The following is a 13,054-nucleotide window of genomic DNA, read 5'->3' as shown; positions in this document are numbered from 1 at the left end:
GAACCACCCGCCCCGCCCCCGCCCGCCCCAACTCGCCTCCCGCGCCGCGCACTTGGCCGCCGCGCGGAAAACCGCTGGCGTCCCGCCCCGCCCCCGGGCCACCCTGCCGGTCATGGACGTCCGCCTGGAACCCTGGTCCGACTCCCGCCTCGGCCTGCTGCGGCGCATCAACACCCCGCTGATGCGCCGCCACGTCGGCGGCCCGGAGACCCCCGAGCAACTGCTGCTGCGCCACCGCCGCTACCTCGAACTCCCGTCCCGGGGCGGCGTGATGTACGCGGTGCTGGTCGACGGCGAGGAGGCCGGGTCGATCGCCCACCACCGGCGCGAGTGGCGGGGCGCCGAGATCCACGAGACCGGCTGGAACGTGCTGCCGGAGTTCCAGGGCCGCGGCGTCGCGCTCGCGGCGGGCCGGGCGATGCTCACCGCCCTGCGCGCCCTGGTGGCCGCGGACGCGACCGCGCCCGGCGTGCTGCACGCCTTCCCGGCGGTCGACAACGCCCCGTCCAACGCGCTCTGCGCCCGGCTGGGCTTCACCGACGACGGCCCGTGCGCCTTCGAGTACCCGCAGCGCTCGGGACGCTTCCTGCACAGCAACGACTGGCACCTGGCGCTGCGCTGAGACGGCCGGCCCTGGGCCGCCCCCTCAGCCGACGAACACCGCCACCGGCTTCGCCTTGCCGCCGCTCTCCTCGATCAGCGCCAGGAACCGCCCGTCCGGGTCGAACACCGCCACCGGCCCGTCGGCGCCCAGCCCGGGCGCGTCCAGCCGCATGCCGTTGGAGAGCAGCCGGGCCTGTTCGGCGTCGACGTCCCAGCGCGGGAAGGCGGCGGCCGCGGCCTCGGCGATCGGCAGCACCTCCAGCTTCTCCTCCAACTGCTCCAGGGTGCGCGCCGACTCGACCCCGTACGGCCCGACCCTGGTGCGCCGCAGCGCGGTCAGGTGGCCGCCGACGCCGAGCCCGGCGCCCAGGTCGCGGGCCAGCGCCCGGATGTACGTGCCGGAGGAGCACTCGACGGTGACGTCCAGGTCGAGCACCGGCGTGCCGTCCTCGGCGACGGCGGGCCGCACCGCGTGCAGGGTGAAGGAGTGCACCGTGGTGGGCCGGGCCGCGATCTCGAAGTCCTCGCCCTCGCGCACCCGGGCGTACGAGCGCTTCCCGTCGATCTTGATCGCGCTGACCTTGGACGGCACCTGCATGATCTCGCCGGTCAGTTCGGCGATCCCGGCGTCGATCGCCGCGCGCGCCACCCCGTCGGCCGGGACGGAGGCGGTGACCTCGCCCTCCCGGTCGTCGGTGACCGTGGTCTGCCCGAGCCGGATCGTCGCCTCGTAGGTCTTGGCGGTGAGCATCAGGTGCCCGAGCAGCCGGGTGGCCCGCTCGACGCCGATCACCAGCACGCCGGTGGCCATCGGGTCGAGGGTGCCCGCGTGCCCGACCTTCCGCGTCCCGGCCAGCCAGCGGAGCTTGGCGACCACGCCGTGCGAGGTGATGCCCTCCGGCTTGTCGACGACGACCAGCCCGTCGGGGCCCGTCCCTTTACGCTTCATCGCTTCATCATCATTTCGAAATCCCGGGCGCATCCCTGCGCGGCCGCTCCCGCGGCCCGACCACCGAACCGCACGAGCCTAGCGCGCGTCCGGCTCCCCGGAGTCCGCCTCCGCCGCCGCGGCGACCTCGGCCAGCGCCGTCCGGAACCGCCGCACGGTCTCCGCCACGCCCTCCCGGGTGCTGAACCCGGCCGCGTACACGTGCCCGCCGCCGCCGAGCCGGGCGCACGCCGCCGCGACGTCGACCGCGCCGCGGGAGCGGCAGGAGCCGCGCAGCGTGCCGTCCGGGTCCTGCTTGAGCACCAGCGCGACGTCCGCCTCGGCGGGCTTGCGCAGCACGTCGATCAGGCCCTCGATCTCCTCGACGGTGACGCCGAACAGCGCCAGGTCCTGGTACGGCACCCAGGTCCACACCAGCCCGTGCCCGCCGGCCTCCTCGGGCTCGAACGCGGCCCGCTCCAGCGCCCCGGCGAGCACCTTGAGGTACCCGAAGGAGGTGGTGTCCCACAGCTGCCGGGAGATCAGGTCCTGCCGGATGCCGGTGGCCAGCATCCGCCCGGCCATCTCGTGGGTGGCGGGCGTGGTGGCCCGGTACTTGAACGAGCCGGTGTCGGTGGCGATGCCGGTGTACAGGCAGGTCGCGATGGACTGGTCGAGCGGCACCCGCAGCCGCCGCAGCAGCTCGTCCACCAGGACGGCGGTGGCGGGCGCGGACGGGTCGATCAGCCGGACGGTGCCGAAGCCGGGGTTGGAGGCGTGGTGATCGAACACCACCAGCGCGCCCGCCGCGAGGGCCTTGTCCCGCAGCAGGCCGAGCCGCTCCTCGGAGGCGGCGTCGAAGGCCAGCACCAGCGCGGGCGCCGCGGGCACCGTCGCGGCGGGGACGATCAGCTCCTGGCCGGGCAGGAAGGACAGCGACTCGGGAATGACCTGCGGGTCGTCGCCGAACGACACCCGCACCCGCTTGCCCAGGCCGCGCAGCGCCAGCGCGGCGGCCAGCGCCGAGCCGAGCGCGTCGCCGTCCGGGCAGATGTGGCAGATCAGGTCGATCTCGTCGCTGCCCGCGACCAGTTCGAGGGCGCGCCGCCACTCCTCCTCGAAGCGCCCCGCCCCGCCCGCCGCCTCCGCCGCCTCCGCCCCGGAGGCGGACGACGACCCGCTGCGAGGGCCCGGAAGCACCGCGAGGGCGGTCTCCACCTCAACGGTGGAGACCGCCCTCGCGGCACCGGACTCGGCCGGCTCCCCGGCCACGGTCACTCGTCCTCGTCGTCGTCGCGGGACGACTTGTACGGGTCGGCCTCGCCGGCGTACGCGGCCCCGGCGGCGACGGTGCGGACGGCGGCGTCGGAGAGCCGGGCCTTGTCCAGCAGGTCGTCGATGTTCCGGGCGTTGTCCGGCAGGGCGTCGGCGACGAAGGTCAGGGTCGGCGTGAACCGGACCCCGGTCTGCTTGCCGACCTCGGAGCGCAGGATGCCCTTGGCGCTCTCCAGCGCGGCCGCGCTGGACTCGCGCTCGGCCTCGTCACCGTAGACGGTGTAGAAGACGGTGGCCTCGCGCAGGTCCCCGGTGACCCGGGCGTCGGTGATGGTGACGTACCCCAGGCGCGGGTCCTTGATCCGGCGCTGCAGGGTCTCCGCCACGACCACCTGGATGCGGTCGGCGAGCTTGCGCGCCCTAGCGGTGTCGGTCACGTTGCCTCCTCGTGCAGTAGGCGCGTACCCCGGGTCATGACCTCACCCGGTGGGGCCCTCTTCCCAACGTACCCGCCCGCGCCCAGCCTTGTGGGCGCTCTCGGTCCTGTGCGGGTGTGACGGTGGTGACTCCCGCAGGTCATTCGTCGTCGTCGTGGTGGTACCGCCTCCTCGCGGAGAGCAGCATCACCTCGGGGCGGCCGGCGACGAGCCGCTCACAGCTGTCCAGGATCTCGCTGACGTACCCGGCGTCGCCGGACACCACCGCGCAGCCGATCTCGGCCCTGCGGTGCAGCTCCTGGTTGCCTACCTCTGCGGCGCACACGCTGTACTTGCGCTGCAGTTCGGCCACGATGGGCCGCACGATCGACCGCTTCTCCTTGAGCGAGTGCACGTCGCCGAGGAGCAGGTCGAAGGTGAGTGTTCCTACGAACATGTGGGACAGGCCTGGGCCGGCCTGGGAGCCTCGAAGGGTTTTCCGACTGGCCCCGACCCTAACAAGCGCGGCCGGGGCCGGTCGACGGGATAAAGCGCCCCGCCGACCGGCCCCGGTTCAGCACCCGTTACGAGCGCGGCTTCTCGCGCATCTCGTAGGTCTCGATGACATCCTCGATCTTGATGTCGTTGAACGAGCCCAGGGTGACACCGGCCTCGAAGCCCTCGCGGACCTCGGTGGCGTCGTCCTTGAAGCGGCGCAGGCCCTCGATGTTGAGGTTCTCCGCCACGACCTTGCCGTCGCGCAGCAGGCGCGCCTTGGTGTTGCGGCGGATGATGCCCTCGCGGACGAGCACACCGGCGATGTTGCCGAACTTGGAGGAGCGGAACACCTCGCGGATCTCCGCGGAGCCGAGGCGCACCTCCTCGTACTCGGGCTTGAGCAGGCCCTTGAGCGCGGCCTCGATCTCCTCGATCGCCTGGTAGATGACCGAGTAGTACCGGATGTCGACGCCCTCGCGCTCGGCCGCGGTACGGGCACGCCCCTCGGCGCGCACGTTGAAGCCGATGATGATGGCGTCCGAGCCCATCGCCAGGTCCACGTCGGACTCGGTGATGGCACCCACACCGCGGTGCAGCACCCGCAGCTCGACCTCTTCGCCCACGTCCAGCTTGACGAGGGCGTCCTCGAGGGCTTCGACGGAACCGGAGACGTCACCCTTGATGATGAGGTTGAGCTTCTCGATGTTGCCGGCGGCCAGCGCGGCCTCGAAGCCCTCCAGCGAGACGCGGACGCGGCGCTGGGCCATCGAGGCGTTGCGGTCGCGGGCGGCGCGCTTCTCGGCGATCTGGCGGGCGGTGCGGTCCTCGTCGACGACGATGAAGCTGTCGCCGGCGCGGGGCACCGAGGTCAGACCGAGCAGCAGCACCGGACGGGACGGGCCGGCCTCGGAGAGGTTGTTGCCGTTCTCGTCCAGCATCGCGCGGACGCGGCCGTAGGAGTCGCCGACCACGATCGAGTCGCCGACCCGCAGGGTGCCGCGCTGGACGAGCAGCGTCGCCATGGCGCCGCGGCCCTTGTCCAGGTGGGCCTCGATCGCGATGCCCTGGGCGTCCTGCTCCGGGTTGGCGCGCAGGTCGAGGGAGGCGTCCGCGGTCAGGACCACGGCCTCCAGCAGCTCCTCGATGTTGAGGCCCTGGCGGGCGGAGATGTCGACGAACATGGTGTCGCCGCCGTACTCCTCGGCCACCAGGCCGAACTCGGTGAGCTGGCCGCGGACCTTGGTCGGGTCCGCGCCCTCGACGTCGATCTTGTTGACCGCGACCACGATCGGCACGCCGGCGGCCTTGGCGTGGTTCAACGCCTCGACCGTCTGCGGCATGACGCCGTCGTTGGCCGCGACCACCAGGATCGCGATGTCGGTGGACTTGGCGCCACGGGCACGCATGGCGGAGAACGCCTCGTGACCCGGGGTGTCGAGGAAGGTGATCGGACGGAGTTCGCCGTTCACCTCGGTGGCCACCTGGTAGGCACCGATGTGCTGGGTGATGCCGCCGGCCTCGCCCGCGACCACGTTGGTCTTGCGGATCGCGTCGAGCAGGCGGGTCTTGCCGTGGTCGACGTGACCCATGACGGTGACCACCGGCGGACGCGGGGCCAGCTGCTCCTCGTCGCCCTCGTCGACACCGAAGTCGATGTCGAACGACTCCAGCAGCTCGCGGTCCTCGTCGTCCCGGCTGACGATCTCCAGCACGAAGCCCATCTCGTCGGCCAGCAGCTGCAGCGTGGCGTCGGAGACCGACTGGGTGGCGGTGACCATCTCACCGAGGTTGAACATGACGGAGACGAGCGCCGCCGGGTTGGCGTTGATCTTCTCCGCGAAGTCCGTCAGCGACGCACCGCGCGAGAGGCGAACGGTCGACCCGTTGCCGCGCGGCAGCATCACACCGCCGACGGACGGGGCCTGCATGGCCTCGTACTCCTGGCGCTTCGCGCGCTTCGACTTCCGGCCGCGCGCCGGACGGCCACCGGGGCCGCGACCGAACGCGCCCTGCGTGCCACCACGGGCACCCGGGCCGCCGGGACGACCGCCGAAGCCGCCGGGACGGGCACCGCCGCCACCGAAGCCGCCGCCACCACCGGCGCCGCCACCCGGACGGGGGCCGCCGAAGCCGCCACCGGCCGGACGCGAGCCCGGACCGGCCGGACGGCCCTGGAAACCGGGACGGGCACCGCCCGGAGCACCCGGACGCGCACCGGGGCCACCCGGACGCGCACCGGCACCCGGACCCGGGCGCGGGCCCGGACGCTGCGGCATCATGCCGGGGTTCGGACGGGGCATCCCGGACGGGCTGGGCGCGCCGCCCGGACGCGGAGCGGCCGGACGCGGCATGCCGTCGGGACGGGGGGCACCGGCACCCGGGCCACCGGGACGCGGGGCGCCACCGGGACGGGGACCGCGCTCACCGGCCGGGGCACCGCCCGGACGCGGGGCACCGGCACCCGGAGCACCGGGACGCGGGGCGCCACCGGGACGGGGACCGCGCTCGCCACCCGGCGCACCGGCCGGACGGGGACCGCGCTCGCCACCGGGGCGCGGGCCGCGCTCGCCGGACGGGGCACCGCCCGGACGCGGGGCGGACGGACGGGCCATGCCCGACGCGCCGCCCGAGGTGAAGGGGTTGTTGCCCGGACGCGGACCGGCCGGACGCGGGCCCGGACGGGCCGCGGGGTTGGCCGGGGCCGGCCGCGGGGCGGCCGGACGCGCCGGGGCCTCACCGGCCGGGGCCGGGGAGGAGAACTCCGCCGCGGGCGCCGGAGCGGCCGGGGCGGGCGCCGCCGGACGCGGACCCGGGGTCGGGGCGCCGGCGGGCTTCGGGGCGGCCTGGCCCGCGGCGGGCGCGGGGGTGGCCGGAGTCGGACGGGGGGCCGGCGCCGCGGTGGGACGCGGGCCGGGGGTGGGGGCACCCGGCTTGGGTGCGGCCGAACCGGCACCGCCGGACGGCTGGGGCGCCGCGGGCTTCCGCGGGCCCGGCTTCGCGGAGGACGCGCCGCCGGACGGCGGGGTCGCTCCCAAAGCGTCAGTCAGTTTGCGCACGACCGGCGCCTCGATCGTCGAGGACGCTGAACGCACGAACTCGCCCAGCTCGGTGAGCTTGGCCATGACGGCCTTGCTCTCCAAGCCAAGCTCCTTGGCGAGTTCGTATACCCGGACCTTAGCCACTTCGCTCCTGTCTATGCGTCCGGGGTATTCGTCCGCCGGACTGCCGTTACTTCATGGGCGTACTCATCGCGTACTCATCGAGTGCTCATCGCAATCTCGACCTACTTCCATCTCGCGAGGTACCTGACTGGGGCGCACGGCGAAGTTCGACGTGCCGTGCGCTGGTGCGTGTTGCCGGGCGCGATGCCCGTCAGTGGGCCGACTGCCGATCGGCCGGACCTGCTCCCGCCCCGAGGTGATCCCGCAGGGCGCCGGGGTCGAGCGCGCCCTGGGCCCTGAGGGCCCGGGGGAACGCCCGGCGGCGGACCGCGAGGTCGAGGCAGTTCGGGTCGGGGTGCAGATACGCGCCCCGGCCCGGCAGAGTGCCGCGGGGATCGGGGACGCATTCGCCCTCGCCCGCCACGACACGCAGCAGCTCGTGCTTGGCCGCGCGCTTGCGGCAGCCCACGCAGGTGCGTTCAGGGCATGCCCGGACATGCGTCCGGCCAGACACGTTCAAGTCTACCCCTCCGAAGGGACTCACCGCCGCCGAGTAGATTCCCCGGAGGCACATGACAACGTTGCTACCGGTCCGAGGATTCCACTGCGGGGGCCTCGGTGTCCGGGCGGATGTCGATCCGCCAGCCGGTGAGGCGCGCGGCCAGGCGGGCGTTCTGCCCCTCCTTGCCGATCGCCAGCGACAGCTGGTAGTCCGGCACGATCACCCGGGCGGAGCGCTGGGCCAGGTCGACGATCTCCACCTTCGTCACCCGGGCGGGCGACAGCGCGGCGGCGACCATCTCGGCCGGGTCCTCCGACCAGTCGACGATGTCGATCTTCTCGCCGTGCAGCTCGGCCATCACGCCGCGCACCCGCATGCCGTTCGGACCGATGCAGGCGCCCTTGGCGTTCAGGCCCTGGCGGCGCGACCAGACCGCGATCTTGGTGCGGTGGCCGGCCTCGCGGGCGATCGCGGCGATCTCCACCGAGCCGTCCGCGATCTCCGGGACCTCCAGCGCGAACAGCCGCTTCACCAGGTTCGGGTGGGTGCGCGAGAGCGTCACCGACGGACCGCGGACACCGCGCCGCACGCCCACCACGTAGCACTTCAGCCGGGTGCCGTGCCGGTAGTCCTCGCCCGGGACCTGCTCCTGCGGCGGCAGGATGGCCTCCAGCTTGCCGATGTCGACCAGCACGCTCTTCGGGTCGTTGCCCTGCTGGACGACACCGGTGACGATGTCGCCCTCCTTGCCCGCGTACTCGCCGAAGGTCTGGTCGTCCGCGGCGTCCCGCAGCCGCTGCAGGATGACCTGCTTGGCGGTGGACGCGGCGATCCGGCCGAAGCCCGACGGGGTGTCGTCGAACTCCTTCGGCTCGACGCCCTCGTCCAGCTCGGACGGGTCCTCCAGCGCCCAGACCGTCACGTGGCCGGTCTTGCGGTTCAGCTCCACCCGCGCCCGGCGGCGCGAGCCCTCGGTGCGGTGGTACGCGATGAGGAGGGCCGACTCGATCGACTCGACCAGCAGGTCGAACGGCACGCCCTTCTCGGTGACCAGCCCGCGCAGGGCACTCATGTCGATGTCCACGACTACGCCTCCTCTTCCTCTTCGTCCACGTCCGCGATGTCGGCGGCGGCGTCGAGCAGTTCCTCGTCCTTGCGGTTGAACTCGACCTGCACCCGGGCCCGCGCGATCTCCGCGAACTCCAGTCGGCGCTCCTTGGGGCGGCCGCGCCCCTTGACCGGCTGCACCTCGACCAGCGCGCCGTCCTCGTCGCTCTCCAGCACCCGCGCGGTCAGCTCCGCGCCGTCCACCAGCTTCACCGCGGCCAGCCGACCGGTCGCCCGGCGCCAGTGCCGCGGCTCGCTCAGCGGACGCTCGGCGCCCGGGGAGCCGACCTCCAGCAGGTACGGGGCCTCGCCCATCAGGTCGGAGTCGTCCAGCGCCTGGCCGACCCGGCGGGAGAACTCGGCGATCGCGTCGAGGTCGACGCCGCCGTCGGCGTCCACGTCGACCTGCACCTGGCGGCGGCTGCCGGCCTGGGTCACCTTGACCTCTTCCAGGTCGAGCCCGGCCTCGGCGGCCAGCGGCTCCAACAAAGCGCGCAGCCGGTCAGTGGGGGTGGTGCTCATCCGGGTGACTCCTCGGCCGCGTCTGCTGTTGTCGAAGGTGCTAACTCATCGCGAAGCCTATCGGGTCAACCCCCGAACCGCCGATTCCGACCCGGACCGCCCGCACCCCCTGCGAGGAACCTCACAACGGTCGGATACCGTCCATGCTCCGTACGGGGCGTGTGCCGCTCCGGTAGAGATTCTCCCGACGGGGGACACCAGACCCCCACCGACCCCGCTGGAGCACCGATGCCCGCGCCGACACGGCGGACCTTCCTGGCCCTCGGGGCGCTCGCCGGCCTCCAGTCGCTCTGCGGTTGCACCGACGACCACTCCGCGAAGCCCCCGCGGCCGCAGGCCGAGGACCCCGACCGCCCGCTGCGACTGCGCCAACTCGCCGCCACCGACGCCCTGCTGGCCCAGTACGACGCCGCCCTCACCGCTCCGGGCGCCGACCCCGGCAAGCTCGGCGACCTGCGCGCGGACGTCGCCCAGCACCGCGAGGCGCTCGCCCGGACGCTGCCCTCCGCCGCCCCTTCTTCCTCCACCTCGTCCGCGTCCTCGCCCTCGTCGTCCTCCCCGACGGCCGCCGACCTGGCCGCGGCCGAGCAGCGCACCGCCGCCCTGCGGCTGGCCGACCTCGCGGCGGCCTCCCCCGACCTGGCCCGCACCCTCGCCTCGGTCGCCGCCTCCGGCGCGGCCCACGCGGCGGCCCTCGGCGGCGCCACCGCCGCGGCGGCCCCCTCCCCGTCCCCGTCCGCCGCCTTCCCGTCCGCCTCCGCCCCCGCGGTGCCCGCCACCGACACCGCGGCCCTGCAGGCGGCCCTCGCCGCCGAGCACGCCGCCGTCTACGGCTACGGCGTCGTCGGCGCCTTCCTGCCCGCCGGTCCCCAGCGCGAGGACGCCCGCGCCACGTACGCCGCGCACCAGGCCCGGCGCGACGCCTGGCAGCGCGTCCTGGCCGCCGGGGGCGCCTCGCCCACCGCCGCGGCCCCCGGCTACCGGCTGCCCTTCCCGGTCAAGGACGCCGCGACCGCCACCCAACTGGCCGCCCACCTGGAGACCCAGCTCACCGCCTCCTACGCCGACCTCGCCGCCGCCCCCACCTACCGCGACCAGGCCGCCGCCGCCCTCCGCGACTGCACCCTCCGCGCCGCCCACTGGGGCGCCGACCTCCCCGCCCTCCCCGGCCTCTCCGCGGAGCAGTAGCCCCTGTCACAAGGGCCCCGTCAGGGGCCCGGGGAACGGCGGGCACGAGTCTGCTCCCGGTGCACTGCCAGTGCGCGCATCGGCTTCGGGTTCGTTCAGGCGGCCCGAAGCAGCACGGACACTCCGATGGGCTCCGGCCACCAGCAGCACGGACTCGCCGTTCCCCGAGCCCCTGATTGTGCATGCTCGTCTGCCGAAGGGTTCTCCGAGCTCCTGCTCTGTCCCCCTTCGTCCGCCGCAGAGTTCCCCGGGCCCTCGAATGTCCGCCGCTCCGCCACCGGAACCGGATAATCGCTGCCATGGCACAGCCCCCGCAGTTCAGCGTCCCCGAACGTCTCGCCGAATCGCTCCGCTCGGAGGGCACCCCCGCCGCCGCGGCCTGGCTGGCCGGGCTGCCGGAGGCGGTCGCGCAGCGGCTCGCGCGGTGGCACCTGGTGCCGGAGCGGACGGTCGAGCCGGGCGGTCGGCGCAGCGTGGTGGTGTACGCGCACCGCGCGGACGACCTGGCGCCCGTCGTACTGAAGGTCGCCCGGCCGTCCGCCGAGGCGGCGGCGCTGCGGGTGTGGGCCGGGCGGGGCGCGGTCCTGCTGCTGGACGAGGCGGACGGGGCGCTGCTGCTGGAGCGCCTGCACGGCGAGATCCCGCTGCGTTCGCTGGCCGAGGCGAAGGCGATGCTGGAGGCGACCAGCCTGCTGCGCCGGCTGTGGGTGCAGGCCCCGCCGGGGCACCCGTTCGAGCCGCTGGCGGACCGTGCCGCCCGGGCCGCCGCCCGGCTCGCCGAGCGGCGCGCGCTGCCCGCGGCGCTCGACGCCGGGCCGCTGGTGGACGAGGCGCTGGAGGCGGTGGCGCTGGCCGCGGACGGCAGCGGCGGCGACTGGCTGCTGCACGGCGACTTCCAGCACGGCCGGGTGCTGGCCGCGGACCGCTCCCCGTGGCTGGCGGTGGCGCCGCGCCCGGTGGTCGGCGACCGGGCGTACGACCTGGCCCGGCTGGTGCTGGACCGGATCGACACGCTGGCCGCCTCGCCGGGCCCGCGCGGTGCGGCGCGGCGGCGGCTGGCACAGCTCGCGGAGGCGGTGGAGCTGCCCGCCGACCGGGTCCGGGCATGGACGCTGCTGCGGGCGGTGGACACCGCGCTGGGGGCGTTCGCGGCGGGCGACGCGGCGGCCGCCGAGCTCCATCTGGAGTTCGCCGCCTGGCTGTGAGCCGGGGTGGTCGGCCGCCCGCGGCGGCAGGTAGTAACGTCCCGCTTCATGGAGCAGCTCACCGGGGTGACGATCGAGGCCATCGACCTGGCGGCGTGGGCGCCCGCCGTGCTGGAGGTCCAGGCGGTCGCGTTCGGGCTGGGGCCGCACGAGGTCGCGGTGCGGCTGCCGATCGTGGGGCGGCACGCGCTGCAGCCGGGGGTGGTGGCGCTGGGGGCGATGGCGCGGGGGCGGCTGGTCGGGTTCGGGTACGGGATGCCGAACCAGCGGACGCACTGGTGGTCGACGGTGATCGAGCCGTACCTGGCGGCGCGCGGCCACGAGGGCTGGCTGGACGGCGTGTTCGCGGTGACGGAGCTGCACGTGCTGCCGGAGTTCCAGGGCCTGGGCGTGGGCACCCGGCTGATCCGTTCGCTGTGCGAGCGCTCCGGCCTGGACCGGTCGATCCTGTCGGCGATCGACGCGGAGACCCCGGCCCGGCGGCTGTACCGCTCGCTCGGCTACCGGGACCTGGCCCTGGCGGTGCACTTCCCGAACACGGCCCGCCCGTACGCGGTGATGGGCGCCCACCTGCCGCTGCGCGACCCGTCCCGGCCCTGACGGAGGGTCAGAACAGCACGCTCATGAACGCGCCGACCTCGCGGAAGCCGACCCGGCGGTAGGCGGCCCGGGCCCGGACGTTGAAGTCGTTGACGTACAGCGAGACGACGGGCGCGACCTCGGCGAGGGCGGTGTTGACCACGGCGGCCATGCCCGTCTCGGAGAGCCGCTTGCCGCGGTGCTCGGGGGCGACCCAGACGCCCTGGATCTGGCAGGCCCCGGCGGTGACGGCGCCGATCTCGGCCTTGAAGACGACCTTGCCGTCCTCGTCGAAGCGGGCGAACGAGCGTCCGGTGGAGACCAGTTCGGCGACCCGGGCCTGGTAGAGCAGCCCACCGTCCCCGGCCAGCGGGGAGATGCCGACCTCCTCGGTGAACATGGCCACGCAGGCGGGCATCAGCGCCTCGATCTCGGCGCGGCCGACCCGGCGCACCAGCGGGTCGGGTTCGACCTCGGTGACGGGCGTGGAGGTGGCCATCAGCGGCTGGTGGGCGCGGACGTCGCGGGCCGGGCCCCAGGAGCGCTCCAGCAGCGCCCAGAGGGTGGCGGTGGCCTCGGCGGGGCCGACGATGGAGGAGCAGCGGCGACCCTGCCGCCGGGCGCGTTCGGCGAAGGCGCGGACGGCCTCCGGTCCGGCGCCGACCGGGACGAGGTTGGCCCCGGCGTAGCAGAGCGCGTCGAGCCGGCCGTCGGCGTCGTACCAGCCCCACATCTCGCCGCCGAGCCGCCAGGGGTCGAGGCCGACGGCCTCCACCCGGGTGGCGACGAAGGCGTTGGCGACGGGGTCGCGGTGCAGGATCTCCAGTGCGTCGTCGAGGTCGGGGGCCTCCAGCACGCGGGTGGCGGCGAGCGCCCGGGCGGCCTGGAAGGGGCCGGGCAGCATCACACCTCGGTCGAGCACGGGGGCACCTCTCGGACGGGCGGGGGCGCCCCCCGGGGGGGCCCCCCCCGGGGGGGCAGGGCCGCGTGGGGCGGCCCCCCCCACCGGGGGGGCGGCGTCGTCGCCCCCCCCCGTCCACATGTCGGCCCCCGTGATGGGCGCCACGCAG

13 protein-coding genes are annotated in these 13,054 nt (G+C 74.8%); 4 read left to right on the top strand and 9 right to left on the bottom strand.

What is annotated here, in order from left to right; all coding sequences use genetic code 11:
• The first annotated feature begins 112 nt into the window (after nt 1–112).
• Nucleotides 113–622 (top strand): GNAT family N-acetyltransferase, encoded by a 510-nt coding sequence (locus ACFY00_RS32105; protein WP_388036098.1) that lies wholly within the window; start codon nt 113–115, stop codon nt 620–622.
• 24 nt (nt 623–646) lie between these two features.
• Here the strand turns inward: ACFY00_RS32105 and truB are convergent, their stop codons facing one another.
• From truB to rimP, 8 genes are all read right to left on the bottom strand, one after another.
• Complete coding sequence (truB, locus tag ACFY00_RS32100; RefSeq protein ID WP_388036095.1) at nt 647–1,552, bottom strand: tRNA pseudouridine(55) synthase TruB; 906 nt, start codon at nt 1,550–1,552, stop codon at nt 647–649.
• 78 nt (nt 1,553–1,630) lie between these two features.
• A complete protein-coding gene (locus ACFY00_RS32095; protein ID WP_388036092.1) occupies nt 1,631–2,803 on the bottom strand; it encodes a bifunctional oligoribonuclease/PAP phosphatase NrnA in 1,173 nt (390 codons plus the stop codon).
• A gap of 2 nt (nt 2,804–2,805) precedes the next feature.
• Complete coding sequence (gene rbfA / locus ACFY00_RS32090; RefSeq protein ID WP_388036089.1) at nt 2,806–3,243, bottom strand: 30S ribosome-binding factor RbfA; 438 nt, start codon at nt 3,241–3,243, stop codon at nt 2,806–2,808.
• A 139-nt stretch (nt 3,244–3,382) separates the two neighbouring features.
• A complete protein-coding gene (locus ACFY00_RS32085) occupies nt 3,383–3,679 on the bottom strand; it encodes a DUF503 domain-containing protein (protein ID WP_388036086.1) in 297 nt (98 codons plus the stop codon).
• A 127-nt stretch (nt 3,680–3,806) separates the two neighbouring features.
• Complete coding sequence (infB, locus tag ACFY00_RS32080) at nt 3,807–6,902, bottom strand: translation initiation factor IF-2 (protein ID WP_388036083.1); 3,096 nt, start codon at nt 6,900–6,902, stop codon at nt 3,807–3,809.
• A 190-nt stretch (nt 6,903–7,092) separates the two neighbouring features.
• Nucleotides 7,093–7,395 carry a YlxR family protein gene (locus tag ACFY00_RS32075; RefSeq protein WP_388036160.1) on the bottom strand — a complete coding sequence of 101 codons (303 nt, stop codon included), beginning with the start codon at nt 7,393–7,395 and terminating at the stop codon, nt 7,093–7,095.
• Nucleotides 7,396–7,465: 70 nt separating this feature from the next.
• The gene (nusA, locus tag ACFY00_RS32070; RefSeq protein ID WP_388036080.1) at nt 7,466–8,467 is read right to left on the bottom strand and encodes a transcription termination factor NusA; all 1,002 of its coding nucleotides are present in this window, start codon (nt 8,465–8,467) and stop codon (nt 7,466–7,468) included.
• 2 nt (nt 8,468–8,469) lie between these two features.
• The gene (gene rimP / locus ACFY00_RS32065; RefSeq protein WP_388036077.1) at nt 8,470–9,012 is read right to left on the bottom strand and encodes a ribosome maturation factor RimP; all 543 of its coding nucleotides are present in this window, start codon (nt 9,010–9,012) and stop codon (nt 8,470–8,472) included.
• 228 nt (nt 9,013–9,240) lie between these two features.
• Between rimP and ACFY00_RS32060 the strand changes: the two genes are divergently transcribed.
• The 3 genes from ACFY00_RS32060 (at nt 9,241) to ACFY00_RS32050 (ending at nt 12,005) form a co-directional block, all read left to right on the top strand.
• Nucleotides 9,241–10,200, top strand: coding sequence for a ferritin-like domain-containing protein (locus ACFY00_RS32060; protein WP_388036074.1), 960 nt, complete (start codon nt 9,241–9,243; stop codon nt 10,198–10,200).
• Between the two features lie 299 nt (nt 10,201–10,499).
• Entirely contained in the window at nt 10,500–11,405 is a 906-nt protein-coding gene (locus ACFY00_RS32055) for an aminoglycoside phosphotransferase family protein (RefSeq protein WP_388036071.1), read from the top strand.
• A gap of 48 nt (nt 11,406–11,453) precedes the next feature.
• On the top strand, nt 11,454–12,005 hold the full coding sequence (locus ACFY00_RS32050) for a GNAT family N-acetyltransferase (RefSeq protein WP_388036070.1): 552 nt from the start codon (nt 11,454–11,456) through the stop codon (nt 12,003–12,005).
• A gap of 7 nt (nt 12,006–12,012) precedes the next feature.
• Here the strand turns inward: ACFY00_RS32050 and ACFY00_RS32045 are convergent, their stop codons facing one another.
• A complete protein-coding gene (locus ACFY00_RS32045) occupies nt 12,013–12,888 on the bottom strand; it encodes a GNAT family N-acetyltransferase (protein ID WP_388036157.1) in 876 nt (291 codons plus the stop codon).
• Between the last annotated feature and the right edge of the window lie 166 nt (nt 12,889–13,054).

Origin of the sequence: Kitasatospora sp. NPDC001540 (genome assembly GCF_042894345.1) — a bacterium.
In the GTDB taxonomy this organism is placed as follows: Bacteria; Actinomycetota; Actinomycetes; order Streptomycetales; family Streptomycetaceae; genus Kitasatospora; species Kitasatospora phosalacinea_C.
This window is presented reverse-complemented; position numbering and strand designations above follow the sequence as displayed.